Source organism: Methylocystis sp. L43, from assembly GCF_015709525.1.
Classification (GTDB): domain Bacteria; phylum Pseudomonadota; class Alphaproteobacteria; order Rhizobiales; family Beijerinckiaceae; genus Methylocystis.
Genome location: NZ_JADNRA010000034.1, coordinates 117,907 through 144,078 on the forward strand (window position 1 = coordinate 117,907; position 26,172 = coordinate 144,078).

Genomic DNA, 26,172 nt, shown 5'->3' on the forward strand with positions numbered 1-26,172 from the left:
CCGCCGCGCGGGCGCGGCATGCGACGTAAATTCGCGGCCTTGCTGGAAGCTATCCAAATTAACGAAATTGACCTTTGCGCCGCGCGATTCCTAAAGTTTCTGAAGGCGCGAAAAAACGCGCTTTCTTCTCCAACGGGCTGCTCAAGTGACCCTTTCCTGTCTACGCAAGGCGCGCCGGGCCGCGCTTTGCGCCGTCTTCGCAGTGCTCGGCTCCCCGCTCGACGCGCAGTCCGCAGCGTCTGGCGTCGGCGCGGCCGACGAAGGGGGCCTGACGGCGCTCGAACTCCTCGGCAAGCGCGTGTTCGAAGACGCGAGCCTGTCGCGTCCGGCGGGCGTCTCCTGCGCCTCCTGCCATGACGCCGCGACGGCCTTTCAAGGCAATAATGGTTCGAGCGTCCCCGCCGTGGCGCGGGGTTCGCTGCCGACGTCTCTGGGCAAGCGCAATACGCCGTCGATCATGTATGCGTCCTTCGCGCCGCCTTTCGAATTCATCGACGACAAGGACGAAGAGACCGGCAAGATCGAAAAAATTCCGGCTGGCGGACAGTTTTTCGATGGCCGCGCACACGATCTCCTCGCTCAGGTCGAAGGTCCGATGCTCGATCCGCTTGAGATGAACGCGCCATCGAAGCGCTTCGTCGTCGAGACGGTGCGCGATGGCGCCTACGCCGACCTTGCCCGCCAAGTCTATGGCGACAAAGTTTTCGCCGATCCGGACGCCGCTTTCGTGAAGCTCGCGCAAGCGGTCGTCGCTTTCGAGACGAGCGCGCGCTTTCATCCCTTCGCCTCCAAATTCGACGATTATCTGCGCGGGCAAGCGCAGTTGACGGCGCTGGAGAAGAAAGGCTTCGAACTCTTCAAGGACCCGAAGAAAGGCAATTGCCTCGCCTGCCACGCCGGCAAGGAAGATTCGCGCAGTCCGCAGGACTGGCTCTTCACCGACTTCACCTATGACGCGCTCGGCGGCCCAAGAAATAAAGCGATTCCGAGCGCGGCGAAGCCTGACTCGGCGCCCGATCTCGGCCTGTGCGCGCGGCCGAAACTCGCGGACGTCGCGCCTGCGGGTTTTAAGGTCGAGAGCGTCTGCGGCGCTTTCAAAGTGCCGACATTGCGCAACATCGCCGACACCGGCCCCTATCTGCACAATGGCGTCTTCGACAAGCTGCGCGACGTCGTCGCCTTTTATGCGACGCGCGACACCGATCCCGGCCGCTGGTATCCCAAAGACCGGCGCGGCAAACCGGAAAAATACGACGACCTGCCGGCCTCCGCGCATGACAACGTCAACGTCGACGAGGTTCCCTACGATCGCAAGCCCGGGCAAAAGCCGCGGCTGTCCGAAAGGGACATCGACGCCATCGTCGCGTTTCTCGAAACATTGACCGATCGCCAAAAGCCTTGAAGCGCGACAGCGAGACGCAGAGGCGTCGCGGCTCTTGCGCGGAACCGGGTGCGCATTAAGCTACAAAAGCGGAGCTGACGGTAACGGTCGGCCCGGCGTTTAAGCAAGGATGTTGGGAGGGGGACTATGATACGCAGAACGCTCATCGCCTTTATCTCGCTATCGGTCGCAGCATTGTTCTCGCCAATTGCGCTCGCGCAGGAAAATCATGTCGCCGAAGCGATCACCCATACACGCCAAGCGGTCGACGCCGGTCTTGATGGCAAGGCTGACGGGGTCGTCGAACACGCCAAGGAAGCTTTGAATCACGCTCAGGCCGCCCAGAAGGAAAAGTCGAACCGCTTCGTGCGCGCCGGCATCGTCCATCTGAAACAGGCGATCAAGTTTGGCGAAAAAGGCAACGCCAAGGGCGGCGTTAAGCACGCGAAAGAGGCGCTGGCGAAACTCGACCACGCCCCCCACTAGGCGGTAGGGGCAAAAGCCGTCCACGCGAGGCCGTAGCGCGCGAGCGTTGCGGCGAGCGGCGCCGGGGGACGGGCGCCGCTCGTGAAGATGATGCCACGGGAGACCGGCTGGCGTCCCGGCGCATCCGCACCGAAGCGCTCGTCAAGCAATTGATCCGCGCGCCGCGCGATCGCCGGCGCGGGGTCGATCCACTCGACCGGCCAGGGCGCAAGCCGTTTGAACTCGTCGACCAGCAGCGGATAATGTGTGCAGGCGAGAACGATGGCGTCCGTGCGTCTGTCGTCTTCTTGCCTGAAGCAGGGCCCGATCTCGGCGCCGATGTCGGCGTCTCTCACGCCTTCCCCATGCATGTAGCTTTCGGCGAGACTCGCCAGGCGCTTCGAGCCGACGAGCGTCACCGAGCAATGCGCGGCGAATTGCGCGATGAGCTTTTGCGTATAGTCGCGCGCCACGGTGCCGGGCGTCCCCAGCACCGAGATCATCTTTGACCTTGTGCGCTCGGCCGCCGGCTTGATCGCCGGCACCGTGCCGACGAAAGGCAAGGCCGGCCAATGCAGGCGCAGATCGGGCAGGACAATCGTCGACGCGGTGTTGCAGGCGATGATGATCATGTCCGGCGCGTGATCGGCGATCAGCCCTTCCATGAGCTTCATCACGCGCTCGACGAGCGCCGGCTCCTCCCAGGACCCATAGGGGAAGCCGGCGTCATCCGCGCAATAGAGATAGTCCGCCGATGGCCGCAGCTTGACGATCTCGGCAAAGACCGTGAGGCCGCCGAGACCGGAATCGAAGACGAGGAGTTTGGGCGGACGGGTCATGTGCGGCGAATCTCGACGCGAATAGGACAAGATACCCGTGACAAGATCAACGCCGCCATATTGACTAGTTGGGTTGACCAGTTTAATATTTTCCTCATGAGGGAAGTGCAAGCCTCGGACGCAAAGGCCCGCCTTGCGGAACTTTTGACGGCCGTTGAACGCGGCGAGACGATTGTCATCACTCGTCACGGACGTCGCATCGCGCGCCTAGCGCCGGAAACGGATCTTAAACAGGCTGAAATCGACCGGGCGGTAGATGATCTGGTGCGCTTTCGCGAACGCACTAAAAAAGCTCCGCTGGCTGAGGTGCTCGGCGCGCGCCATCACGGCCACAAATATTGATCGGCTTCGTCGTCGATGCGTCGATCCTTGCAAGCTTCGCGCTTGCAGACGAACGACAGCCGCGTGCGCTCGCGGTTGTCGAGCGCCTGCGGAGCGAGACTGCGCTTGCGCCGTGCTTGCTGTTTTTTCAAATTCGCAATGTTCTGCTCGTCAGCGAGCGGCGCCATCGACTGGCGTTGGAGGACACGGAAGAGCTTCTTCAGATCATCGCGCGCTTGCCGATAGCGATCGACTTCGATTGCGATGAGAGGCGCCTCATGCCGCTTGCACGCAAGCACAGGCTGACAGCTTACGACGCCGCCTATCTCGAACTCGCTCTTAGGGAAGGCGCTGCGCTCGCGACGCTCGACGCCGAATTGGAGCGCGCCGCGCGCGCGGAAGGCGTCGCGATTGTCGAATAGGCTCAGAACGGCAGATTGAAAACCCGCGCCGGCGCGAGCGCGCCTTGGACGATTTCGCCGAAGGCGACCGGCACGCCGCCGCAAGCGGCGTAGACGATGCCCTCATGCGGCGCGTCGCGGCCGCGCAAAATCACCGAGCCGCCGCGCCGCAGTCGCGCCGCCATGTCGCGATCGACGACGACGCAGGGCAGTTCGGCCAATCCGGCTTCGACCGACAGCAGCGCCTCTGCGGCCATGTTCTGATTTTCGATCTCGTCGAGCGTGTAGGCGTCGTCCTCGACGAAGGGACCGACGCGGGTGCGTCTCAGCGCCGTGACATGGCCGAAACAGCCCAGAACCCGACCGAGATCACGGGCAATCGCGCGCACATAGGCGCCCTTGCCGCATTCCATGACGAAGGTCGCCTCGTCGCCAGACGCGTCGATCAGCGTCAGCGAGCGGATCTTGACGACGCGCGGCTTCAAATCGACCTGCTCGCCCTCGCGGGCGATGTCATAGGCGCGCTCGCCGGCGATTTTGATCGCCGAGAACTGCGGCGGAGTCTGCAAAATCTCGCCGACGAACTGCGGCAGCAGAACTTCGATCGCGGCGCGCTCCGGCCGTATGGCGCTCTCTCGCACGCCGCGGCCGTCGGCGTCGTCAGTGTCGGTCTCGACGCCCCAACGCACGGTGAAGCGATAGGCCTTCTCGCCGTCCTGAACGAAAGGCACGGTTTTGGTCGCTTCCCCGAAGGCGACGGGAAGAATGCCGGATGCGAGCGGATCGAGCGTGCCCGCATGCCCGGCTTTTTGGGCGTTATAGATGCGCTTGAGGCGCGACACCGCCTGTGTGGACGTCAGGCCGACAGGCTTATCCAGCGCCAACCAGCCGTCGACGACGACTCGGTCCGATTTTTTTTTGCTCATTCCTCAACGCCATCCTCTTTGGCGTCGTCGCCATCGGCGAGATCGCGCTTCACACGGTCGGAACTGAGCAGCGCCTCGATGCGCGACACATTGTCGAATGTGTCGTCGATGCGAAAGCGGATTTCGGGCGCGAACTTCAAATTCACCTCTTGCACAATCTCCCCGCGCAAAAATCGCTTGTGGCGATCCAGCGCGGCGAGCACCTCCGGCTCATCCTTGCCGCCAAGCGGAACGACGTAAATCGTCGCAAGCTTGAGATCGGGACTCATCTTCACCCGCGAAACGGTCACGACGTGCTGTTCGAGCACCGGATCGGTGATTTCGCCCCGTGTGAGCAGCCGGGCGGCGGCGTGGCGGACGAGTTCGCCGACGCGCAACATGCGCTGCGACGGCGCGCCGGCCTGTGAGTGATGAGCTCTGGACATTTTGGACCCGGTAATTGCAGTCGTCTTACGCCCGCGCCTGTGGCGGACATCCCGCGGATGAAGCGTAATGAATGGAAGGTAGCGCGGCTCAGCGCGACGAGGATGGCCGGGACATGCCCGGCCATGATGTTTCGCCGCGGCGCAGCGCCGCCGCTTACAGCGTTCGCTTGATTTCCTCGACGCGATAGCACTCGATGACGTCGCCGGCGCGCATGTCCTGGTAGTTCTCGAAGGCCATGCCGCATTCCTGTCCCGCGGCGACTTCCTTGACCTCGTCCTTGAAGCGCTTGAGCGTCGAGAGCTTGCCCTCGTGCACGACGACATTGTCGCGGATGAGCCGCACATTGGCGCCGCGCTCGACATTGCCATCCGTCACGCGGCAGCCGGCGACCTTGCCGATCTTCGAAATGTCGAAGACCTCGAGGATCGTCGCATTGCCGAGCAGAGTTTCGCGCAGCGTCGGCGCCAACAGCCCGGACATCGCCGCTTTCACGTCATCCACGAGATTGTAGATGATGTTGTAATAGCGGATCTCGATGCCGGAGCGTTCGGCCGCGTCCCGCGCCTCTTTGTGCGCGCGCACATTGAAGCCGATAACCGCGGCGTTGGAGGCCTCGGCGAGCGAAATATCCGATTCCGAGATGCCGCCGACGCCGGCATGCACGATGCGCGCCCCGACCTCTTCGGTGCCGAGCTTTTCGAGCGCCGCGGCGATGGCTTCGACCGAGCCCTGGACGTCGCCCTTGATGACCAGGGGGAATTCCTTGCGTCCGGCCGTCTTGAGCTGGCTCATCATATCGGAAAGCGAACCGCGCGCCGACCCGCCGCGCGCGGCGATCTTGTCGCGCTTCATCCGCTCGCGATATTCGGCGATCTCCCGGGCGCGGGCTTCCGACTCGACGACCGCCACGCGGTCGCCGGCTTCCGGCGTGCCGCTGAAGCCCAGAATCTCCACCGGGAAGCTCGGACCGGCTTCGGGACGCGCGACCCCCTTGTCATCGAGCAACGCGCGCACGCGGCCCCACTGGGTTCCGGCGACGACAATGTCGCCGACGTGAAGCGTGCCGCGCTGAACCAGCATGGTCGCCACAGGCCCTCGGCCCCGGTCGAGCCGCGCCTCGATGACCGTGCCTTCGGCGGCGCGATCGGCGTTGGCCTTGAGGTCGAGCACCTCCGACTGCAGCGCGATCAGCTCGAGCAGCTTGTCGAGATTGGTCTTCTGCTTCGCCGAGACTTCGACCTCGAGCGTTTCGCCGCCCATGGATTCGACCTGCACTTCATACTGCAGCAGCTCGGTGCGCACCCGCTCAGGCTTGGCGTCCGGCTTGTCGATCTTGTTGATGGCGACGATCAGCGGCACATGCGCGGCGCGGGCGTGATTGATCGCCTCGATCGTCTGCGGCATGACGCCGTCATCGGCCGCGACGACCAGCACCACGATGTCCGTCACCTTGGCGCCGCGGGCGCGCATGGCCGTAAAGGCGGCGTGGCCGGGCGTGTCGATGAAGGTGATGGCGTGACCGTTCGGGGCCGTCACCTGATAGGCGCCGATATGCTGGGTGATGCCGCCCGCTTCACCGGAGACGACATTGGCCTGGCGAATGGCGTCGAGCAACGACGTTTTGCCGTGATCGACGTGGCCCATGATCGTGACGACCGGCGGACGCGCCGTGAGATCGACGTCGACGTCGGGCGTGTCGAACAGGCCTTCCTCGACGTCGGATTCGGCGACGCGCTTGACCGTGTGGCCCATCTCTTCCGCGACGAGCTGCGCCGTATCAGCGTCGACGACGTCGTTTATCTTGTGCATCTCGCCCTGCTTCATCAGCAGGCGGATGACGTCGACCGCTCGCTCCGACATGCGGTTCGCGAGTTCCTGAATGGTGATCGTCTCGGGGAGGATCACCTCGCGCAGAACTTTTTCCTTCTGCTCCACCTGGCCGCGGAACAGCCGCTGCTGACGGCGCTTGAAGGAAGCGACGGAGCGCGTGCGTTCTTCGTCGGTTCCGGCCGTGGCGGTGGAGACCGTCAGCCGTCCGCGATCTTTCATCGCGCCGCCGCGAGAAGGGGTCGGGCGCGGCGGCGGAGGCGGCGTGAAGCCGCCGATCGTGCGCACGGGCGGACGTCGCACCGCGGTTTCGCCTTCGGTGCGAACGGGGGCGCGCGCCCCCGTCGAACCAGGCGCGGCAGCCGCAACCGGAGCGCGCGGCGCCGCAACGCCGGCGGCGTCGCCGGGCAGCCGGCGACGGGCCTCTTCTTCGGACTTGCGTTTCGATTCCGCTTCGCGCGCGAGACGCTCTTCTTCCTCGCGCTTGCGCGCGTCGGCGGCGGCGCGCTCAGCGTGCTCGCGCGCCTCGCGTTCGCTGCGGGCCTTGGCGTCGATTTCGGCGCGGCGGCGATCTTCCTCTTCGCGCGATTTCGCGTCGACCAGCGCGCGGGCGCGCGCCTCGCGCTCCTCATCGGTCAACGCGCGCAGCACGACGCCGGACCCGGAGCGCGGCGCTGGCGCCGAACGCTGGGTCTCGGATCTCGGCGCGGCCTTCGGCGGCGGCGCCGGCGGCTCCGCAATCGGGGCCGTCGCGCCGGCCGGCTTCGCCGGTTCGGCATGTCCGGGCGCGCGGCGTTTCACCTTCTCGACCACGACCACTTTTGAGCGGCCATGGGAGAAGCTCTGACGGACCATGCCGTGCTCGACCGGTCGCTGCTTCAAGTGCAGCGTCTTCGACGGCGCGACGGTCAGAGTTTTGTCGCCGCTGTTCTCGCCTTCGCTCATCCAGTTCCCAATCCTGGGTCGCTACGACCCGTTAATTTCTGTCTGCGCAGCCGTTCGGCTTCGCCTCGTTTTCGTCATCCGCCGCCGTCGCGCCGTCGATGCATACGCCCCGATAGGCTGCGAGTCGACGGCATCGCGCGATGAAAGCCGTCGTCGGACCGCTCCCGGCGAGGGCAGCATGTATCACATTTGTGCGGCCCAACGCCAAATCCAATTGCAGCGATGAAAATAAGCCGATGACGGGGGTCGTCGATCCCGCGCGCCGGGCGGCTTGGGCAAGCTTGCGCTTGCCGTCCTCGCCGCCGTCGCGCGCTTCGATCAGCGCGCGGACAGATCCTTGCGCGAGGGCGTCGGCGACCTTGCCGAAGCCGGCCGCAACGGCGCCCGCCTTATTGGCCAGCGACAGCATCTGCAGACAATCGGTTTCGAGCAATCGGTCGACGTCCTCGGCCAATTGCGGCGCAGCGTCGACCTGCGTCTTCAGCGCGCGCGCGAACAGACGCTTTTGCACCGCCTGCGCAACGACGTCGGCGCGCGCCGTCACCCAGACGCCGCGGCCCGGAAGCCGCGCCTTGATGTCGGGCGCGAGCGCGCCGTCCGGTCCGCGCACAAAGCGGATCATCGCCTCGGGCGCGCCGCTCTGGCGCGTCACGATGCAGGTCCTCTCCGAAACATGCGGCTCGCGCGCCATGCCCTGGATCAAATCCGTTATTCGCTTTCCGCCTGAGCCTCGGCCTCAGCCTCGACCTCGGCTATCGCCACAGGCTCCTCGATCCAGCCGGCGCGCACCCGCGCAAACATGATCATCGCTTCAGCCTCTTCCCGCGACAGGTCAATGCCCTCGAAATAGCCCTCGTGCTTGACCGTCTCGCCGTCCTTCTTCTCGCTCCAGCCGACGAGGTCGTCCGGCACGCAGCCGGCGAAATCCTCCATCGTCTTCACGTCGTTTTCGCCGAGTTTGACCAGCATCGCGCTCGTCAGGCCCTCGATCTCGCGCAGTTCGTCGGCGACGCCAAGCGCCTTGCGGCGCTCTTCGTTCTCCGCCTCGACGCGCTCCAGATAGTTCTTGGCGCGGTTCTGAATTTCAGCGGCGGTGTCCTCGTCGAAGCCCTCGATCGTCGCGAGTTCAGGAAGTTCGACAAAAGCGAGCTCCTCGACCGAGCGGAAGCCCTCGGACGCCAGCAGCCGACCAACGACTTCGTCGACGTCGATCGCGTTCATGAACGACTTCGTGCGCTCGACGAATTCCCTCTGCCGGCGCTCCGACTCTTCGGCCTCGGTAAGAATGTCGATGTCCCAGCCGGTCAGCTGCGAGGCGAGACGCACATTCTGGCCGCGTCGGCCGATCGCGAGCGACAGCTGATCGTCCGGCACCACGACCTCGATGCGCGAACTGTCTTCGTCGAGGACGACCTTGACCACTTCCGCCGGCTGCAGCGCATTGACGATGAAGGTCGCGGCGTCCGCGGACCAGGGAATGATGTCGATGCGCTCGCCCTGCAGCTCGCCGACGACCGCCTGAACGCGAGAGCCGCGCATGCCGACGCAGGCGCCGACCGGATCGATCGAGGAATCGCGCGACACCACAGCGATCTTGGCGCGCGAACCCGGATCGCGCGCCACCGACTTCACCTCGATGACGCCGTCATAGATCTCGGGCACTTCCTGCTTGAACAGCTTCGCCATGAATTGCGGATGGGTGCGCGAGAGGAAGATCTGCGGGCCCCGTTGCTCGCGGCGCACATCATAGACATAGGCGCGGGCTCGATCGCCCGGGCGGAACATTTCGCGCGGGATCATCTCGTCGCGGCGGATAATGGCTTCGCCGCGGCCAAGGTCGATGACGACATTGCCATATTCGACGCGCTTGACCACGCCGTTGACGATTTCGCCGATACGATCCTTGTATTCATCATACTGGCGGTCGCGCTCGGCCTCGCGCACTTTCTGCACGATGATCTGCTTTGCAGACTGCGCGGCGATGCGGCCGAAGTCGAAAGGCGGCAGCGTCTCCGAGATCCAGTCGCCGGACTGCGCCGCCGGATTGCGCTTGCGCGCTTCGGCGAGCGAAATCTGCGTCGAGTCGTTTTCGACCTCGTCGACGACGAGCAGCAGCCGCGAGAAGCGAACTTCGCCTGTCTTGGCGTTGATCTCGGCGCGCACCTCGGTTTCCTGGCCGTAGCGCGAGCGCGCCGCCTTCTGCAGCGCGTCCTCCATCGACGCGATGACGATCGAACGGTCGATCGACTTTTCGCGCGCGACGGCTTCGGCGATCTGCAAAATCTCAAGTCGGTTGGCGCTGACGGCCATTGTTAGTCTCCCCTCGAACGGCCGGGGGGCTTTGGTTTGCCGCCGGCCTTCTTGAACTGGGTTTGAACGCCGGCCGGAACCAGCGGCTTCTGCTTCTGTTGCGCGGGGCCGCGAAAGCGTCCCGGTCCGCGGCGCGGACGCTCCTCCGGGTCCGCCTCCTCCGGCTTCTCTTCAGTCTGCTGGAGCTTTCCGGCCCGCAGCGACTCGCGAATGAGCGCCTCGGTCAGCACCAGCCGGCCTTCGTCGAGATCGGCGAGCGGCAGCGACACGGCTTTTTCTTCATCCGAGCGCGCGTCGGTGCGCTCCAGCGCGAGCGTCGCGCCTTGTCCCTCGCCTTCAACGCCGCGAATGACGCCGCGAAAGCGCTTGCGTCCGCTCGCCACGGGATGGATCAGTTCGATCTTGACCTCATGACCGATGGCGCGGTGAAAATCCGACAGACGCACCAGCGGCCGATCGACGCCCGGAGAAGAAATCTCCAAACGATATTCACTGGCGATGAGATCGGCGACGTCGAGTTCGGGCGACAGCGCCTGACTCGCCGCCTCGCAATCATTAACGGTCATCGTTCCGTCCGGACGCTCCGCCATGATCTGCAGAATCGGTCCGTTCTGCTGCAAAAGCCGCACGCGCACGAGTCGGTAGCCCAACTGCGCCAGCACCGGCTCTACAAGATGCGCGACGCGCGCGGCGACGCCGGTCTCGCTGATGAGACGCGGTTCGTCAACGGTCGTGCTGGCGGCGGCGTTTTGCGTCAAGCGTTGTCCTTGAAGCTCTCTAACGATCAAAGCAAAAAGAGCGGGTCCCCGGAGGGCCCCACTCTCAATCGGCGATCATCCGAGAATGATCGTTATGAGATGAAGTTCGGAACCTATATGGCAGGAGAAGCGCGGAAAATCAAGAAACCTTGAAACCAATCGCTCAGCCGATCGTCGCAAACCGATGAAGGTTAAGAGTCCGATCCGCCACCGCAATTCTTCCGTTTTGGCTTAAGAATTACGTTCTTTACTGCTAATGTTGCTAACAACCCCGTGCTGACGCAATAACGCCAGATCCTGGCGCAGGGAACGCGCAGCGGCGTCAAGAACCCGCGCCTTGCAGCCTACGAATTCACATCGAAATTTGCGAGAATCGCACGAAAGCGCGCGTGTTGACCTTGCGGCGATGCGCCCATAGGTTCCCGCCGGGTCTGACGAAATTCTTTGATGGCGGTCGTTTGGGCGCGGCCGCCAATTCGACATTGTGGAGATTATTATCGCAAAGCGTTTGTCCGCCGGCGCTCATTTCGCCGTCGACCCCACTCGCCATCGCTCGCGCGCCTGCGCCAGACTGAGGCGCTGAATTGCCGCCGTCAGACGCCGCCAGCGACGCCCTGACCCTGGAGCCCGCGCGCGACGTTCGGCGCGAGCAAGACGGTTTCCTTGCGCTGTCGCAGGAGCCTTGGCTGCGCTTTTGCGCCTTGAAGGGATTTCCGCCCGGCGAATTCGTCGAACTTCGCTATGCGGCGAGCCTCTATGACGCGCCGATCCGGCCGATCCTGCGTTTCTGGACCGGCGAGGAATTTAGAGAGCACATTCTGCCTTCGTCCTGCGAAGGCGCCGGGATTTGGATCGGGCGCGTTCCGCGCGAGACGAGCGAAGTCTGGATCAGCCCGACGAATCGGACCGGACCTTTCAACTTTCGCATCCTGGACGGGCGGCGGGTGAACCGCTTCGAGGCGCTACGCAAAGCGGCGGCGGCGCCAAAGCGTCTGTTCTTCGCCCTGTCTGCCGATATGGTCGGACTGACGGAGGAAGCGGAGCTCAACTGGCGCTGGGCGCTCGGCGCCGCGCCGATGTCGACTTACCCGGCCTGGCGCGCCCCGCGAACCCGCGGGAGCGACCCTCGCTTCGACCAGCCTCGGAGCGAATGGGCAAAAGCGCCGAGATTGATCGCGCTGGTCGACGGTCGCGGCGCGGCGCCGCGCGACATCGAAACGACGCGCGCGAGCGTCGCGGCGCAGACCTATCCGCATTGCGCCTTCGTCACAACGACAGACGGGGCGCAGTTCGACGCCGGCGATCTCGTGCTGCCGCTCATCGCCGGCGATCGTCTGGCGCCCGACGCCTGCGGCTGCTTTGTCGAACATTTCGCCCGCCATCCGCAGCACGCCATCGCCTATGCGGATGAAACCGTCGGCGAAGGCGACGCCTTGCGCCCAGTCTACAAACCCGGCTGGAGCGCGACGCTTCACCGTTTCGAAAATTACGTCGGCCGCGCCGCCTGCGTGCGCGCAAGCCTTCTCGCCGCGGAATCGGATTGGGTCGAAGCCAGCGCCGACGAACTGATCGACCGGCTGCTGTCACGCGCGGGATACGACGACGTCGGCGCGCTGCGCCGGCCTTTGTTTCGGCTTGGAAGCGCTACGCGCGGGATACGACGACGTCGGCGCGCTGCGCCGGCCTTTGTTTCGGCTTGGAAGCGCTACGCGCGGGATACGACGACGTCGGCGCGCTGCGCCGGCCTTTGTTTCGGCTTGGAAGCGCTACGCGCGGGCGGCGAACGACGATCGACGCTGTATTCCGCGGCGCGCCGCCCGCTGTGAGCGTCATCATTCCGACGCGCGACCGCATCGATCTGCTCGCGCCCTGCCTCGACAGCCTGCTGCGCAAGAGTCTCTATCCTCGCTTCGACGTCATTGTCGTCGACAATGACAGCGTCGAGCCGCGCACGCAGGCGCTTCTGCATGGGCTGCAAGCGCAGGACCCCCGGCTCAAGGTCCTGCGCAAGTCAGGCGCCTTCAATTTCTCCGCCCTGTGCAACGCCGGCGCGGCCGCGGGGCGCGGCGACTACCTGGTTTTCCTCAACAACGACACCGAAGTGGTGACGCCGGACTGGATCGAGCGACTGCTCTTTTTTGCGTCGGCGCCGGATGTCGGCGCCGTCGGCGCGAAACTCCTTTATCCGGGCGGCCGCGTTCAGCACGTCGGCGTCTTGCTCGGCATGGGCGGCGTCGCAGGCCATTTCGGCGCCGGCCTGAACGAAGACGATCACGGCTGGATGGGCCGAAATGTCTTGCCGCACGACGTCGCGGCGGTGACCGGCGCCTGCATGATGATCGAACGAAGCAAATTCGACGCTGTCGGCGGCTTCGACGAGATTGATCTTCCCGTCGAGTTGAACGACGTCGACTTATGCCTGCGACTGGCGGCGCGAGGCTGGCGCACGATCTGCAATCCGCAGACGATTCTCATCCATCGACAGTCGGCGAGCCGCGGCGGCGGCGCGCTTCGTCTGCAGCGCGTCTATGAGACCGAGCGCCGCGCGTTTTACGAACGCTGGCGCGCCGTCATTCGCGACGATCCGCATTTCCATCCGGGGCTGTCTCTTTACGCCCCTCGCGAAGCTTTGCCGTGACGCTGGTCCGCTTGCGCCAGGACCCCGACCCGCCTAATTTGCGGCGCGGGAAAACTGTCTGCTCCGCCCGAATGATAGGGCCGCCAGGGACCGACCGCGCGTCAGCGCGCTTAGGCGATTCAGCCTCAGTTAACATGCGTAGCGCATGAACAGGTCAGCGACTTGAGGGTAGATGAGCACGCATAGGGCTCCAAGACCGCCTAAACTGTCCGAAGTCATCGCCACCGCGCAGAACGTGGCGCGCTTCTCGTCGACGAAGGCGGTGGAGATTCTCGCGCCTCTGACGACGAGGGACGGCGCGAGCCGTCTGCCGACGCTGATTCGCGAAAGCTTCGAGGGCATGGCGGAGAAACTGGCGACCGCGAGGGCGGACGCTGGCGGCGGGCTTCTCGGACGCAGCTTTGTCTTCGCCGTTGTGCTGCCGACTTTCCTGTTCTGGCTTTACGCCTGCTTTTGGCAGTCGGAGCGCTACGTCGCCGAGACGCGGCTGACCGTGCGCGCGCAACAGGAGAAAAAATCAGGGACCGACGCGGCGTCGATGATCACCAAGCTGACTGGCGGGGGCGCCAGTTCAGCCTCGCAGGACGCCTTCATGGTGCTCAATTACGTGAAAAGTCGCGCCATCGTCGCCGACCTCGGCGGTCGCGACTATATGGAGAAGAAGTTTGCGCGCTCCGGCGTCGACTATTTTTCACGGCTCGGCAGAAACGCCAACGTCGAAGAAATCTGGAAATATTGGCTGAGCCATATTTCGGCCAGCGTCGACACGCTTTCCGGCATTTTGACCGTGCGCGCCGACGCATTCCAGCCCAAGGACGCGCTCGACGTGGCGCGCGACATCGTCAGGCTCAGCGAGGAGCTCGTCAACAAGATCACGCTGCGCAATCGCAGCGACGCATTGAGCCGCGCCGAACTCGAAGTGACGCTGTCGCGCCAGATGCTCGCCGACGCGCGCGAGAAGACGCTTCAGTTCCGCAACCAGAACGTCATCATCGACCCGGGTTCGCGCGCGGCAAGCATTGGCGAACTGTTGGGCAAGCTCACGATGGAGCGCATGGACATCGTCAACGCGCTTTCGACATTTTCGTCGTCGCTCTCCAATGATGCGCCCAGCCAACGCTTGCAACGCACGCGTCTTGCGGCGATCGACCAGCAGATAGCGGATCTCAAGAAGAAGCTTACGGACCCCCAGGGCGCCGACGCGGTTTCGTCGCAGATCGCGTCCTATGAGCGCCTGAAGCTCGACGAGCAATTCGCTGAACGGCTCTATTCGATCGCGCAAACCTCCTACCATCACGCGCGGCAGGAACTTGCAAAACAGCAGCTCTACCTGCTCACGATCGTGGAGCCGACGTTGCCGGAATCCGCGACCTACCCAAAGGCCACGGCGAACACCATCCTGCTGTTTTGCGCGCTGCTCGTCGCCTGGGCGGCGATTTCGCTGATCGTCGCAAGCATCGACGATCACATGGTTTGAGTGTCCCGCGCGACGACGTCGGCGTCATCGGAAAGCGCAGAAACAATCGATTCCTCGGCGAAGGAATAGAGCGCCAAGTCGGCTTCGAGAAGGTCCGCCACGAGGCTGATGCGCGACAGCCGATCGGCCAGCGCGCTGATCGAAGGGTGCACCACCGGTTCATAATCGCCGGCGAGATCGTGGCCGAGGATGCCGGCAAGCAGCGCGCTGAAATCACGAAAGCGGCTGCGCACGCCAACGAGCTCCATCGACGCCAGATTTTCGAGCGCGCCGCTGACGTGACGGCGCTCCGGCGTCTCGCCTGGGATGCAGCCGAACATTCGCGTCATCGGGCTCATGAGCGCGTCGCGCTCCTCGTCGGTGAGATTCCGGAATTTGGCAAGGATGCCTTTCGGATCTTCGAGCGGCAGGTCGCGAACGAAATTGGTCAACGCCGTCAGCCCGGTGAAGAGCAGCGGCAGCATATGCGTCGAATCCGACTTCTGGATCAGGCTGAGGATCACCAGCCGCTGCGCCAGCTCCTCGAAGGGATCGCTCAACAGCGCCGCGGTCGTGAATTTCGCATTGGAGAGAAAATGCGAATAGCGCGGGAAGCTGGAGCGCCCCGACATGAAGATTGATTTGTTGAAACTATTGTTGATGAGCACGAGCATGGTCTCGAAGGCGTAGCGCTCGGTCGACGCGTAGGTGAGCGTGAACAGATTTCTCGACCGTCCTCCCAATTTCTCGATGGGGCGAATCGACCCGTCGAACAGGAAAAATTTGCGCTCGATGTGCCGTCCCTTCTTGAATCGCCGATAGATCAGAATTCCGGTGTCGGCTTCGAGCAGTTCGATGTCCTCGACGCCCGCCAGCCCCTGGACCAGCTTGTCGTCGACCAAAAAGCCAACGAGACCGGTGGCGTGAACGCCGAGGTCGCGCACGTCCGGACGCTGAATTGTCGCCGAAATCTCAATGTCTTCTTCTCCCGGTCTGCGAACCAGGATCTTCGGAACGGCGGAAGGATTATCCGGCGCGAGCCAGCCGCGAATGGCGGCGCCGTCATCGGCGTCAATATTGAAAAACACGTTCGCTCCATCTCAACGGATAAGCGCCGCCGATCCGCGTTCGGCCCCGCTGCTTCGCCTGCCTGCTACTTGGCCATATGATCGCGGACCAGGAAGGCCACGGCGACGAGCGCGAGCCAGCCGATCGTCGCGGGCGCGACAATAATCGCCCACTCGATCCAGCGCCGGGGGTAGAGAGATTTCTCCGCAAGCGTCGGGCGAAGGAAGGAGACGAGATAGGCGCGCTGGGTTTCGAGATCGACGCGCGCGTTTTCAAACATCGATGCGGCGAGCGCATATCTTTGCTGGGCGAGATCAAGCTCGATCTGATGCACGGAAAGCACGCCCGCGCGCTGCGCCAGAGAGCCCTGCCCCTTCTCGCCCCCGCCTGCGATTTGGGTCGAATATTCGTCGATCTGGCTCTTGAGGCTCTGAACCCGTGCGGTGAGCAGCCGCGCTTGAGGCGAGTCCGACGTCGCCGAGTCGCTGTGCAGCGCGAGATCTTCCTGCGTCTGCGCGAGCTCTAGCCGAAGCGAGGTGATGAGCTTGTTGACCGCCTCCGCCGCCGCTGGCGCGTCGAGCACGCCCTCGGCATTGCGCGCGTCGCGCATGGAGGCAGTCGCATTCTTCAACTGTTCTTCGGCGCGCGTCAATTCGGTGCGCGCCTGCGCCAGCGCATCGCGCCTGGAGCGCGTTGACAGTTCGTTAACCAGCCGTTCCGAAAGTTCAGTGACGTTCTGTGCGATGGCGAGCGAATCGCGCGGCGTGAAGGCGCGCACATTGACGGAAATGATGCCAGACATCATGTCGATGCTCGCGTCGATCCGCCGTTTCCAGTATTTTTCCAGCTCCTCGACCGAATCTTCCGGATCGAAACTCGAAAAATAATCGACTCCGGAACGCGAGAACATGGCGCGCAAGCCGACCTTCCGGTCGAGCGCTTCGACCATCGAGCGGCTCCGGATGAAATTGACGAGAACCTGCGCGTCCTGCATCTGCTGAGAGGCCTGCGAACCCATGGCGCCTCCGCTCAAGAGATCGAGACTCGACGCTTCGCCGGCGCGCAGCGCGAATTTGGTTTCGGTCACATATTGCTTGCTGGCGATCAGCCCCCAATAGATCGAGGCGACGAGCAACGGGGCAACGACGAAGGCGGCGAAGCTGGCGAGAACGCCGAGGCGGAACGCGCGGTCGCCGCGTCGCGCCTGGAAGCCGCCGCCCCCGGCGATGACGCTCGTCGGCGCGCGCGATTTATTCGCGGCCCTGCGCAGCGCGCGCGAGATCGACTTCGCCTTGAAGCTCGCGTCCTGCGGGCTCAGCGGCCCTCGTTCGGGTTCGGCGAGCGCGACCGTGATCTCCGGCTGCTGGGCGTGAACGGCTTTAGGCATTGAGCTTCTTATACAGTTCGATCGCGTCGTCGACATTGCTGAAGACGTGCATTCGCCCGCCCGCCAGCACCATGCCGCGATCGCAATATTGCTGAATCGTCGTCATGGCGTGCGACACCATGATGATATCCGCCGTTCGCCGGCGCTTGGAGAACTCCTCTTGGCACCGCGCCGCGAAGCGCGCGTCGCCGACGGCGGTGACCTCGTCAATGAGATAGCAGTCGAATTCGATCGAAAGCGACAGGCCGAAGGCGAGACGCGCCATCATGCCGGACGAATAGGTGCGAATCGGCGCGTCGATATAGGCGCCGATCTCGGCGAAGTCCTCGACGAAGTCGACGACCTTGCGCGCGTCCTGTCCGTACACGCGCGCGACGAACTTCACGTTTTCGCGTCCGCTGAGCATCGGGTGCAGCCCGCCGGAAAACCCCAACGGCCAGGAGATGCGCGATGAGCGCACGACCCGCCCGCCATTGGGCAGCTCGGTGCCTGCGAGCAGGCGCATCAGAGTCGATTTTCCAGCCCCATTGACGCCGAGAATGCCGTAGCTGCGGCCAGCAGCGAAATCGAGGCTGACATGATCGAGCACGACCTTTCTGTGGCCGTGCGAGCGATAATACTTAAAGACATTGTCAAGCTTAATCATGATTCCCGAGCGGCGGACGGTCGTGTTCCGTCACATTCCCCCGGCGCAGCCCATAGCGCGCCGCAGGCCTTCGTTAGGCCGAATTTCTGGCTAAGTCATGGCGAGACAAACGCTTTTCCTTTAAACAGGAGAGGTTTGAATTTTCGTAAACTTCCACCGTCCCTGAATTGCCAAAACTCGACTGGAAGGCGCCCGCATGACGGAAAAGAAGTCCGAAACCAGGCTGCAATCGGTGCGCCGCCATCTGCGCAATGGCTACATTATCCTGACCACACGAGGCGTCGTGGCGCTTTACGGCGCGGCGATGCGTGAACTCGCGAAGCTGATCGATTCGCCGGTCGGCGTGTTTCTCGCGCCGCGCGATCTTTTGCGGGACGGTCCACGCTTCCTGCGCGAACAGGGGTTGCGCGCCGCCTGCGGCGCCGTGTTGCGCCAGATCGCCGCCCAATATGATCCGCCGCTGGGCCGGCGACGCAATCCGATCAACGACCCGCTGCGTCAGGCGGCCATCAGCTATTACTACACCTATGAATTGACCAAGCCGGATGGGGTCGTTCCCTCCCGGCGTCCCGTCAATGAAATGGATTTCGCGCTCGAGACGCCTTTCGCCTATGACGCGGGGCCGAAGCGCGCGTCTTCGATCGTCGCCATCGTCCACGCCTTCTATCCGGACGTGCTGCCGCTTGTTCTCGAAAAGCTGCAGAACGTTCCCGGCGCGCTGGATCTTTGCGTCTCGACCGACACAGAGGAAAAGAGACGGGCGGTCGACGCGGTCTGCGCCGACTGGCGCAAGGGCAAGGTGTTAACGCGCGTCTGCCCGAATCGCGGCCGCGACATCGCCGCCAAATTTTTCGGATTTCGCGACGTCTACGACGACTACGAGCTGTTCATTCACCTTCACACCAAGCGCTCGCCCCACGGCGGCGAGGCGCTGGCGCGCTGGCGCGACTATCTCATCGACAATCTTCTCGGGTCAGAGCGCGTGGCGCGCTCGATTCTCTCGCTGTTCGACGATCCGCGGCTCGGCGTCGTGTTCCCGCAGCATCTTTTCGAACTGCGCGGCATTTTGAATTGGGGCTACGACTACGATCTTGCGCGCAATCTGTTGAAGCGGATGAACATCGACATCGACAAGAACCTCACGCTCGAATTTCCTTCCGGCTCCATGTTCTGGGGCAGGACCGCCGCGATCCGTCCGCTGCTCGACCTCGACATCGACTTTGCTGACTTTCCGCCAGAGAGCGCGCAGGTTGACGGCACGCTCGCGCACGCCATCGAGCGTTCCCTGCTGATGATCGCCGAATCTCGCGGTTTCGAATGGCTCAAAGTCGCGCAGCGCGATCTCTATCCGATGGGCCATACGCTGCTGCCCGTGCACAGCGCCGACGACGTCGCGAAGCATCGGCTCAAGGTCTTCCAACCCGCGCTCGCATGCGTCGACTCCAATTTCTATCCTTTTGCGACTTTGATCGCCGAAACCCGGCCTCTGCTCTCCTATCCGTCGCGCAATGATCGGCCGCGCCTGACGCTGCTGACCCCGACCGTCAATCCGCAGCAGACCTTCGGCGGGATAGCGACCGCGATGAGACTCTTCTCGGCGTTGCTCGCCGAGCTCGGCGACGATTTCGATGCGCGCATCGTGGTGACCGACGCGGATATCGAACCCGAAGCCTATGCGGCGCTCCCCGGCTATGCGCCGGTTCCTTATGCGGCCAGCCTCGACGCCGAAAGGGCTGCGCTCGTCGACGCCAACGAGCGGGAAGGTGGCAGGCTGAACCTGCGCGCCAATGACTTTTTTTTCGCGACGGCCTGGTGGACCGCGGAATTCGCGCTGGCGATGGAGCGCGACCGCGCGCGCTATTTCGGCGGCGAGCGTCCGTTCATTTACCTCATTCAGGACGACGAGCCGCACTTCTATGGCCGCGGCGCAAAGTCCTGTTTTGCCGAAGCGACCTATCATCACGGCGATCAGACAATCGCGATCGTCAACTCTGAAGAGCTATTCTCGGTCATGACCGAGAAATATCAGTTCCGTGACGCCTGTTATATTCCCTACGAGTTGAACGAACGCATTGGCGAGCGGCTGACGAACGTCGCGCGAGAGGCGACGATGCTGGTGTATGGGCGGCCAGCCGTGGCGCGCAACGCCTTCGAGTTGATTTGCGCGGCGCTCGTCATTTGGCAGCAGCGCGATCCGATTCGGGCGAGCCGCTGGAACATCATTTTTCTCGGCGAGGATTTTCCAGACTCGCTTCTCTATCCGGTGCAGAACGCCACTATCGGCGGCAAAGCCCGTCTCGAAGATTATGCCGACTACCTCAGTCGCGCGCTCGTCGGGGTTTCGCTGATGATCTCTCCCCACCCGAGCTACCCGCCGCTCGAAATGGCGGAAGCCGGGCTCGCGACAATCACCAATGCTTTCGCCGGGAAGGATTTGCGTCGCCGGTTCGACAATATCGTTTCGCCCGCGCGGCTTGATGCCGCATCGCTTGCGGATCTGATCGAGAACACTGTCGCGAGAATGGAGCCTTTCGTCGGCGGCATCGTTCCGCGCCAACGCCACTCGGCGCCGTCGGCGGATCTGATGCGTCTCTTCGATCGCGCAACCGTCGCCGCTGAGCTGCGCCGCGCCGCGGCTTCGCCGCTCTATGCGACCGGCGAGACCTCCCGCTCCATCTCGGCGAGCACCTGCGAGATATATTGACCATAGCCGCTTTTGGAGAGTCTTGACGACGCGGCGCGCGCCTGCGCGGTGTCAATCCACCCGGCGCGGAAGGCGATCTCTTCGAGACAAGCGACGCGCTGTCCCTGGCGCTGCTCGATGGCGCGCACATATTCGCTCGCCTCAATTAGCGCCTCGGGCGTGCCGGTGTCGAGCCAGGCGAATCCGCGGCCAAGGCGGGCGACCTGCAGTTCTCCGAGTTCCAGATAGACGCGGTTGAGATCGGTGATCTCCAATTCGCCGCGCGGCGAGGGCTTCAATTGCGCCGCGAATTCCGGCGCGCGTTCGTCGTAAAAATAAAGACCGGTCACCGCCCAATTCGATCGCGGCCGCGGCGGCTTTTCTTCGATCGTGATCGCGCGCCCGGCCGAATCGAATTCGACCACGCCGTAACGCTCCGGATCGCGCACATGATAGGCGAATACCGCGGCCGAGCTGCGGGACGATTCGCTCAACACTTCCGGCAAGCCATGGCCGTAGAAGATGTTGTCGCCAAGGATGAGCACCGAGGGTTCGCCGTCGACGAATTCGGCGCCGATGAGATAGGCTTGGGCCAGTCCCTCCGGCCGCGGCTGCACCGCATATGACAGCGACAGGCCCCATTGCGCGCCGCTCCCGAGCAGCCGCTTGAAGGAAAGCAGATCCTCCGGCGTGGTGATGATCAGGATCTCGCGCACGCCGGCGAGCATCAGCGTGCTGAGCGGATAATAGATCATCGGCTTGTCGTAGACGGGGAGCAATTGCTTCGACGTGACGAGCGTCATCGGATGCAGCCTGGTGCCGCTTCCTCCGGCGAGAATAATGCCGCGCATGAGAATCCTATTCAGTTTGGAATTAATCGGGCGACGCAGGCGTTCACGGAATCGCGCCATTTTGGCAGCGCGACGCCATAGCGGGCTTCGAGCTTGGCGTTGTCGAGCCTTGAATTCGCCGGGCGGCGCGCCGGCGTCGGATAGTCCGCCGTCGCGATGCGCTTGACGCGCACGGGCCTCCGGCCTTTCGTCTCCGCCGCCGAAAAGATCGCATCCGCCATGTCCGCCCAGCTGGCTTCGCCCTGCCCGGTCATGTGGAAAACGCCGCGCAGGCGCGGATCGGAATCCTCGACCAGTCTTTCGGCGATGGCGAGCAGCGCGTCGGCGATATCGAGCGCGCTTGTCGGATTGCCGATCTGATCGGCGACAACGCCGATTTCATCGCGGTTCTCGCCAAGACGCAGCATCGTCTTGACGAAATTCGCTCCAAACGGGCTGTAAACCCAGGCGGTACGCAAAATGACCGAATTTTCGCAACGCGCCGCAATCTGCTTTTCGCCTTCGAGCTTCGAACGTCCATAGGCGCCGGTCGGACCGGGCGCATCGTCTTCGCGATAGGGGCGATCGAGCGTGCCATCGAAGACATAGTCGGTTGAAAGATGCAGCAGCGGCACGTTCAGTTCGGCCGCGGTCTCCGCGACAAAGCCCGCGCCCGCGCCATTGACGCGCATGGCGACGTCCGGCTCGCTTTCGGCCTTGTCCACCTGCGTGTAGGCGGCGGCGTTGATGATGGCGTCGCAGCGCACGCTGCGTAGCGATGCGAGTATCATGTCGCGAGAAGAGAGATCGAAGCTGGGGCGGCCGAGCGCGAGCATTTCGACGCCTCTCGGCGCGCGCTCGATGAGCGAGCTGACGACTTGGCCGGTGAGCCCCGTGACGGCGATGCGCTTCATCTTGCCCACGTTAAGCGAAAACCTCCGGCAGATCGCGCAGCCGCGGCCATTTGCGGTCCTTGTCCGACAGCACGGCGCTTTCGGCGGCGGCCGGCCACGCGATCCCGATGTCGGGGTCGTCCCAGGCGACGCCGCAATCATGCTGCGGCGAATAGAAATTCGTCACCTTGTAGATGACTTCCGTATCGGGCTCGAGCGTGACGAAACCATGCGCGAAACCGATGGGAATGAACAGCTGACGCCAGTTCTCTTTCGAAAGCTCGACGACGACGTGACGCCCGAACGTCGGCGAAGACCGCCGTAGATCGACGGCGACGTCGAGAATGCGGCCGCTGATCACGCGGACGAGCTTGTCCTGCGCGAAGGGCGCGGTCTGGAAATGCAGACCGCGCACCGTCCCGACGTCGCGGGACAATGAGTGATTGTCCTGGACGAAGTCGAAATTCAATCCGGCGTTCGCCCAGGTCTTTTCATTATGCGTTTCGCAAAAGAAGCCGCGCTCGTCGCCAAATTTTTTAGGCGTGACGAGCTTCAGCCCCGAAAGCTCGAGATCTTCAAACAAACAGCCCCCCTGTCGCGCGTCAGGCGACGGCTTCTTCATCTTGCTCGGTAAGCACGCCGAGGCGCTCGCCGCGATATGTGCCCGAGCGGATCGCTTGCCACCAATCCGAATTGTCGAGATACCAGCGCACGGTTTTGCGAAGTCCGGTTTCAAACCGCTCGGCCGGCCGCCATCCGAGTTCCCGCTCGATCTTGGAGGCGTCAATGGCGTAGCGCAGATCATGTCCCGGCCGGTCGGCGACAAAGGCGATGAGATCGCGATGCGATCCGGCGCGCCGCGGACGAAATTCGTCCATCAGTTCGCAGATGGCTTCGACCACGTCGATATTGCGCCATTCATTGCGGCCGCCGACATTATAGGACTCGCCAACGTCGCCTTCGCGCGCCACGCGCATCAGCGCCGAGGCGTGATCCTCGACATAAAGCCAGTCGCGCACATTCTCGCCGCGGCCATAGACGGGAAGCGGCTTCTCCTCGATCGCATTGATGATGGTGAGCGGAATGAGCTTCTCCGGGAAATGATAGGGTCCGTAATTATTGGAGCAATTGGTGACGATCGTCGGAAGACCGTAAGTGTGACGCCAGGCGCGCACGAGATGGTCGGAGCCCGCCTTCGAGGCCGAATAGGGCGACGTCGGGGCATAGGGCGTGTCTTCGTGAAACAGCCCTTCCGCGCCAAGCGCGCCGAACACCTCATCGGTGGAGATATGCATGAAGCGGAAGTCGCGCGCGCGGGCGCGATCGAGTTGGCGCCAATAGTCCAGCGTCGCCCGCAGCATGACGAAGGTGCCGACGACATTGGTTTCGATGAAGGCCGCCGGCCCGTCGATCGAGCGATCAACGTGGCTTTCGGCGGCAAGATGCATGACGACGTCGGGCCGAAAATCCTCGAAGGCGCGCGCGACTGCCGCCGCGTCGCAGATATCGGCTTGGAGGAAGGAGAAACGCGGACTGTCGGCGACCGGCCGCAGCGATGCGAGATTTCCCGCATAGGTGAGCTTGTCGAGAACGAGAATCTGATCGACGCTCTTGCCGATGACGGCGCGCGCAACGGCCGAGCCGATGAACCCCGCGCCCCCGGTGATCAATATTTTCATCAAAGCCCCGCTTTTATCTATCGCTCCGCCCTGAAATCGCGCCTTCACGCCCGCGCTGGGGAGCCCTATTGCGAAGGCGGCGGTCGGCGCTCATGCCGTTTACGCGGACTATGTGGCGGAACAACGTCATGACACGGCACGAGAATTTGGCGCGGCGGCGAGCGTGACGGCGCTGAATTGCGCGATTGCCGCGCGCGCGGATATGCTTCGGGCGACTTCAGCTTCGCATGGCGACGGCGCCATGCCTCACGATCGGGCGCGGCCGTCAATGTGGAGAGAGCAGTTCGACTATTATTGGGATGGGCGGCGCCGGCTGGCCATCGGCTGGTTCGAGGGCGCCGAACGCGCGGCGGTCCGGCCGGAACTCACGGTCGTCTCGGCGCGCGACGAGCGCTTTACGAGCGCGCCCACGCTCATCGACGTCATCGGCGCCGCGCGCTGGCGCGCCCGCATCATTGTCGTTGACGTGCCTTCTGAGCATCGATTCGTGCGATTGACCGCGGCCGATGGCGCCGAACTCATCCTGGCGCTCTCCGCGGAGCGCGAACTGCCGCAGGGCGGCGACTGGCGCCTTCTCCTGACGTTGCTGCCGGACGCCGGCGGCGCCGACCCCGTCGCCTTTCGGCTGGCGGCGTTTCCGGCGCGCGGCGACGTCGAACGGCTGTCGCGCGAGCAGACCGCAGCGGCCGGCGCGCGATTGGTATGGGCGATCGGCCAGCGCCGCGTCGTCGAACGCGCCGACAACGCCGTCGTCATCCGCCTCGCGCCGGCGCGCCGCATCTTCCCGGCCTATCAGAGCCGACTCGTCCTGGAGGCGGCGCCGTTCGAATCATCGGCGGCGGCCGACGCGCGCGAGGCGCCCTTCGCGATTATGGAGCATTGGCTGCGCGAATCCGGCGCGCCGCGCATCATCCTTCGGCTGCGAATTCCCGATTCGATCGAAGAGAGCGCCACACTGCTTGGCCGATGCAGCGTCGCGCTGGCGATGAACCAGCGCCGGCGGCTGAAAGGCTGGACGCTCGAGCAGCGGTCGGCGGGAGAACCGGCCGTCGATCCGCTCACCTTCGACGACCTGCGGCAGGCGACAGGCGATCCGCATGAACATCCCGACGCGGCGGAAACGGCGGAGCCGGTTGTCGTCGGCAATCTATTGGCGCTGCTTGTCGATCCTGACGAGGCGGAGGTCGACGGAATCGCCTTGCGTCGCAGCCGCGAGAAAGCCGCGCCCGGCATGGGCGAAACCGCGGAAATCGAATTTTACGGCGCGGCCCTTGGCGATGACGTCGGCCTTGTCTGCCCCGCCGCGGCGCCCGGCGATCTCGGGGTCGCCCCGGTCGATCCAGGCGGCCCCGCCTTCGCGCGGCTTTTCCGCGTTGAAGGCGACGCACTCGCGCCCCGCCGCGCGACGGATGACGAGGGACTTCTCGACGACCTCATGCGCCGCGCCGCCGACGCCGCGCGCGCCGCGACTGGCGCAGCCGCCCGCGCCGTGGCCGAGCGAGCCGCCGGTCTGAAAGGCCGACGCGACAAGTTCGTCGCTTCGCTGAACGGCGCTCTGGCGCGGGCGGAAGTCGCTGCGCGTTTCGAGCCGCCGGGCCTGTGGGATGCGCTCGAGCCTTTGGCGCAAGCGAGCTTCGCAGCGCTCGTCATCGGCGAGACGGGGCCGGCCCGCGCGCGTCTGCAGCAGCTCGGCGGCTATGGCGCCTTTTGCGCCGATCCCGCGCTTGCCGCAGTCATTGCGGAGGGCGGCGAATTTGCGCAGTTCACGCGCCCCTCCGCCGAAGCCGCCCCAGCACGCAGCGCGCCCTCTCTGCTTGCGCGCTATCTCGACGCGTGTGGCGCGCAAGGCATGGCGCCGGCGGGCGTTGACGCCACGCAAGAAGCGCGGCTCATGCGCGCGCTTTTGAAAGAGCCGGACGTCGCCGCGTTGCGCGAGGCGCGCGTCGCTCTGGCGATCGACGACGGCGTCAGGCGCGAAGCAGCGAAGGCGGCGCGACTCATCATTGACCCCGCCGCAGTCGAACGAGCGCGCGCGCATTTCGCTGAAGCCGGCGCGACGGACGCGGCCGACATGCTCGAAGCCTATCTTGACTTGCGGCGCGCTGGCGGCTGGGCGCCGCCGCATGAAGCGCCGACTCTCGCCGCGCTCGTCGCGCGCGCCGGCGTCGAACGCGACGTCGCGCGGCTCGAAGCCGAAAGCCTCGCGCAGGCGCCGCCGGCTCAGGAGCGATCGAAGGGATTATTTGCGGCGATGCGCGGGTTGTTTGGACGCTGATGGCCACGCCCGCGCGGC

Annotated in this window: 23 protein-coding genes; 9 read left to right on the top strand and 14 right to left on the bottom strand. The window is 64.2% G+C overall.

Annotation, left to right across the window (positions count from 1 at the left end):
- The first annotated feature begins 145 nt into the window (after positions 1-145).
- Together IYX23_RS15275 and smbP are read left to right on the top strand one after the other, a co-directional pair.
- On the top strand, positions 146-1,402 hold the full coding sequence (locus IYX23_RS15275) for a cytochrome c peroxidase (RefSeq protein WP_196393632.1): 1,257 nt from the start codon (positions 146-148) through the stop codon (positions 1,400-1,402).
- A gap of 126 nt (positions 1,403-1,528) precedes the next feature.
- On the top strand, positions 1,529-1,867 hold the full coding sequence (gene smbP / locus IYX23_RS15280) for a small metal-binding protein SmbP (protein ID WP_196393631.1): 339 nt from the start codon (positions 1,529-1,531) through the stop codon (positions 1,865-1,867).
- On the opposite strand, the gene murI is transcribed toward smbP, so the two are convergent.
- Complete coding sequence (gene murI, locus IYX23_RS15285; RefSeq protein WP_196393630.1) at positions 1,864-2,685, bottom strand: glutamate racemase; 822 nt, start codon at positions 2,683-2,685, stop codon at positions 1,864-1,866. The two genes, smbP and murI, sit on opposite strands and share 4 nt — an antisense overlap.
- Here murI and IYX23_RS15290 point away from each other — a divergent pair, their 5' ends adjacent.
- Positions 2,686-3,027: a type II toxin-antitoxin system prevent-host-death family antitoxin gene (locus tag IYX23_RS15290; protein ID WP_210330658.1), complete on the top strand. Its 342-nt coding sequence runs from the start codon at positions 2,686-2,688 to the stop codon at positions 3,025-3,027. It begins immediately after the preceding gene.
- On the top strand, positions 3,024-3,428 hold the full coding sequence (locus IYX23_RS15295) for a type II toxin-antitoxin system VapC family toxin (protein ID WP_196393629.1): 405 nt from the start codon (positions 3,024-3,026) through the stop codon (positions 3,426-3,428). Before IYX23_RS15290 ends, IYX23_RS15295 begins: the two co-directional genes overlap by 4 nt.
- Before the next feature lie 2 nt (positions 3,429-3,430).
- On the opposite strand, the gene truB is transcribed toward IYX23_RS15295, so the two are convergent.
- The 6 genes from truB to rimP all read right to left on the bottom strand — a co-directional run bounded on the left by truB (position 3,431) and on the right by rimP (position 10,599).
- Positions 3,431-4,333: a tRNA pseudouridine(55) synthase TruB gene (truB, locus tag IYX23_RS15300; protein WP_196393628.1), complete on the bottom strand. Its 903-nt coding sequence runs from the start codon at positions 4,331-4,333 to the stop codon at positions 3,431-3,433.
- Complete coding sequence (gene rbfA / locus IYX23_RS15305; RefSeq protein ID WP_196393627.1) at positions 4,330-4,758, bottom strand: 30S ribosome-binding factor RbfA; 429 nt, start codon at positions 4,756-4,758, stop codon at positions 4,330-4,332. Before rbfA ends, truB begins: the two co-directional genes overlap by 4 nt.
- A gap of 154 nt (positions 4,759-4,912) precedes the next feature.
- Positions 4,913-7,531, bottom strand: coding sequence for a translation initiation factor IF-2 (infB, locus tag IYX23_RS15310; RefSeq protein ID WP_196393626.1), 2,619 nt, complete (start codon positions 7,529-7,531; stop codon positions 4,913-4,915).
- 31 nt (positions 7,532-7,562) lie between these two features.
- Positions 7,563-8,222: an RNA-binding protein gene (locus IYX23_RS15315; protein ID WP_246716843.1), complete on the bottom strand. Its 660-nt coding sequence runs from the start codon at positions 8,220-8,222 to the stop codon at positions 7,563-7,565.
- Positions 8,223-8,239: 17 nt separating this feature from the next.
- Positions 8,240-9,841, bottom strand: coding sequence for a transcription termination factor NusA (gene nusA, locus IYX23_RS15320; RefSeq protein ID WP_196393624.1), 1,602 nt, complete (start codon positions 9,839-9,841; stop codon positions 8,240-8,242).
- Between the two features lie 2 nt (positions 9,842-9,843).
- Positions 9,844-10,599: a ribosome maturation factor RimP gene (gene rimP, locus IYX23_RS15325; RefSeq protein WP_246716844.1), complete on the bottom strand. Its 756-nt coding sequence runs from the start codon at positions 10,597-10,599 to the stop codon at positions 9,844-9,846.
- Between the two features lie 584 nt (positions 10,600-11,183).
- Between rimP and IYX23_RS15330 the strand changes: the two genes are divergently transcribed.
- The 3 genes from IYX23_RS15330 (at position 11,184) to IYX23_RS15340 (ending at position 14,714) form a co-directional block, all read left to right on the top strand.
- Positions 11,184-12,425, top strand: coding sequence for a hypothetical protein (locus tag IYX23_RS15330; protein ID WP_196398859.1), 1,242 nt, complete (start codon positions 11,184-11,186; stop codon positions 12,423-12,425).
- The gene (locus IYX23_RS15335) at positions 12,422-13,237 is read left to right on the top strand and encodes a glycosyltransferase family 2 protein (protein WP_196398860.1); all 816 of its coding nucleotides are present in this window, start codon (positions 12,422-12,424) and stop codon (positions 13,235-13,237) included. Before IYX23_RS15330 ends, IYX23_RS15335 begins: the two co-directional genes overlap by 4 nt.
- A 172-nt stretch (positions 13,238-13,409) precedes the next feature.
- Entirely contained in the window at positions 13,410-14,714 is a 1,305-nt protein-coding gene (locus IYX23_RS15340) for a hypothetical protein (RefSeq protein WP_196393621.1), read from the top strand.
- Here the strand turns inward: IYX23_RS15340 and IYX23_RS15345 are convergent.
- From IYX23_RS15345 to IYX23_RS15355, 3 genes are all read right to left on the bottom strand, one after another.
- Positions 14,702-15,781 carry a hypothetical protein gene (locus IYX23_RS15345; protein WP_196393620.1) on the bottom strand — a complete coding sequence of 360 codons (1,080 nt, stop codon included), beginning with the start codon at positions 15,779-15,781 and terminating at the stop codon, positions 14,702-14,704. The genes IYX23_RS15340 and IYX23_RS15345 overlap by 13 nt on opposite strands.
- Before the next feature lie 65 nt (positions 15,782-15,846).
- Complete coding sequence (locus IYX23_RS15350; protein WP_196393619.1) at positions 15,847-17,148, bottom strand: hypothetical protein; 1,302 nt, start codon at positions 17,146-17,148, stop codon at positions 15,847-15,849.
- Entirely contained in the window at positions 17,141-17,794 is a 654-nt protein-coding gene (locus IYX23_RS15355) for an ABC transporter ATP-binding protein (protein ID WP_196393618.1), read from the bottom strand. The genes IYX23_RS15350 and IYX23_RS15355 overlap by 8 nt, the downstream gene beginning before the upstream one ends.
- Before the next feature lie 196 nt (positions 17,795-17,990).
- Here IYX23_RS15355 and IYX23_RS15360 point away from each other — a divergent pair, with 196 nt between their 5' ends.
- Positions 17,991-20,498: a rhamnan synthesis F family protein gene (locus tag IYX23_RS15360; protein ID WP_196393617.1), complete on the top strand. Its 2,508-nt coding sequence runs from the start codon at positions 17,991-17,993 to the stop codon at positions 20,496-20,498.
- On the opposite strand, the gene rfbA is transcribed toward IYX23_RS15360, so the two are convergent.
- The 4 genes from rfbA to rfbB are packed head-to-tail and all read right to left on the bottom strand — an operon-like array spanning position 20,441 to position 23,879.
- Positions 20,441-21,328 carry a glucose-1-phosphate thymidylyltransferase RfbA gene (gene rfbA / locus IYX23_RS15365; RefSeq protein ID WP_196393616.1) on the bottom strand — a complete coding sequence of 296 codons (888 nt, stop codon included), beginning with the start codon at positions 21,326-21,328 and terminating at the stop codon, positions 20,441-20,443. The two genes, IYX23_RS15360 and rfbA, sit on opposite strands and share 58 nt — an antisense overlap.
- A gap of 11 nt (positions 21,329-21,339) precedes the next feature.
- Positions 21,340-22,221 carry a dTDP-4-dehydrorhamnose reductase gene (gene rfbD, locus IYX23_RS15370; protein ID WP_196393615.1) on the bottom strand — a complete coding sequence of 294 codons (882 nt, stop codon included), beginning with the start codon at positions 22,219-22,221 and terminating at the stop codon, positions 21,340-21,342.
- A 10-nt stretch (positions 22,222-22,231) separates the two neighbouring features.
- Positions 22,232-22,822, bottom strand: coding sequence for a dTDP-4-dehydrorhamnose 3,5-epimerase (gene rfbC / locus IYX23_RS15375; protein WP_196393614.1), 591 nt, complete (start codon positions 22,820-22,822; stop codon positions 22,232-22,234).
- A complete protein-coding gene (gene rfbB / locus IYX23_RS15380; protein WP_196393613.1) occupies positions 22,803-23,879 on the bottom strand; it encodes a dTDP-glucose 4,6-dehydratase in 1,077 nt (358 codons plus the stop codon). Before rfbB ends, rfbC begins: the two co-directional genes overlap by 20 nt.
- A 241-nt stretch (positions 23,880-24,120) precedes the next feature.
- Here rfbB and IYX23_RS15385 point away from each other — a divergent pair, with 241 nt between their 5' ends.
- Entirely contained in the window at positions 24,121-26,154 is a 2,034-nt protein-coding gene (locus tag IYX23_RS15385) for a hypothetical protein (protein ID WP_196393612.1), read from the top strand.
- Positions 26,155-26,172 lie beyond the last annotated feature (18 nt).

Coding starts and splice junctions, on each gene's coding strand:
- smbP (WP_196393631.1), top strand. CDS start 1,529: ATGATACGCAGAACGCTCATCGCCTTTATCTCGCTATCGGTCGCAGCA.
- murI (WP_196393630.1), bottom strand. CDS start 2,685: ATGACCCGTCCGCCCAAACTCCTCGTCTTCGATTCCGGTCTCGGCGGC.
- truB (WP_196393628.1), bottom strand. CDS start 4,333: ATGAGCAAAAAAAAATCGGACCGAGTCGTCGTCGACGGCTGGTTGGCG.
- rbfA (WP_196393627.1), bottom strand. CDS start 4,758: ATGTCCAGAGCTCATCACTCACAGGCCGGCGCGCCGTCGCAGCGCATG.
- infB (WP_196393626.1), bottom strand. CDS start 7,531: ATGAGCGAAGGCGAGAACAGCGGCGACAAAACTCTGACCGTCGCGCCG.
- IYX23_RS15315 (WP_246716843.1), bottom strand. CDS start 8,222: ATGGCGCGCGAGCCGCATGTTTCGGAGAGGACCTGCATCGTGACGCGC.
- nusA (WP_196393624.1), bottom strand. CDS start 9,841: ATGGCCGTCAGCGCCAACCGACTTGAGATTTTGCAGATCGCCGAAGCC.
- IYX23_RS15340 (WP_196393621.1), top strand. CDS start 13,410: ATGAGCACGCATAGGGCTCCAAGACCGCCTAAACTGTCCGAAGTCATC.
- IYX23_RS15350 (WP_196393619.1), bottom strand. CDS start 17,148: ATGCCTAAAGCCGTTCACGCCCAGCAGCCGGAGATCACGGTCGCGCTC.
- IYX23_RS15355 (WP_196393618.1), bottom strand. CDS start 17,794: ATGATTAAGCTTGACAATGTCTTTAAGTATTATCGCTCGCACGGCCAC.
- IYX23_RS15360 (WP_196393617.1), top strand. CDS start 17,991: ATGACGGAAAAGAAGTCCGAAACCAGGCTGCAATCGGTGCGCCGCCAT.
- rfbA (WP_196393616.1), bottom strand. CDS start 21,328: ATGCGCGGCATTATTCTCGCCGGAGGAAGCGGCACCAGGCTGCATCCG.
- rfbD (WP_196393615.1), bottom strand. CDS start 22,221: ATGAAGCGCATCGCCGTCACGGGGCTCACCGGCCAAGTCGTCAGCTCG.
- rfbC (WP_196393614.1), bottom strand. CDS start 22,822: ATGAAGAAGCCGTCGCCTGACGCGCGACAGGGGGGCTGTTTGTTTGAA.
- rfbB (WP_196393613.1), bottom strand. CDS start 23,879: ATGAAAATATTGATCACCGGGGGCGCGGGGTTCATCGGCTCGGCCGTT.
- IYX23_RS15385 (WP_196393612.1), top strand. CDS start 24,121: ATGCCTCACGATCGGGCGCGGCCGTCAATGTGGAGAGAGCAGTTCGAC.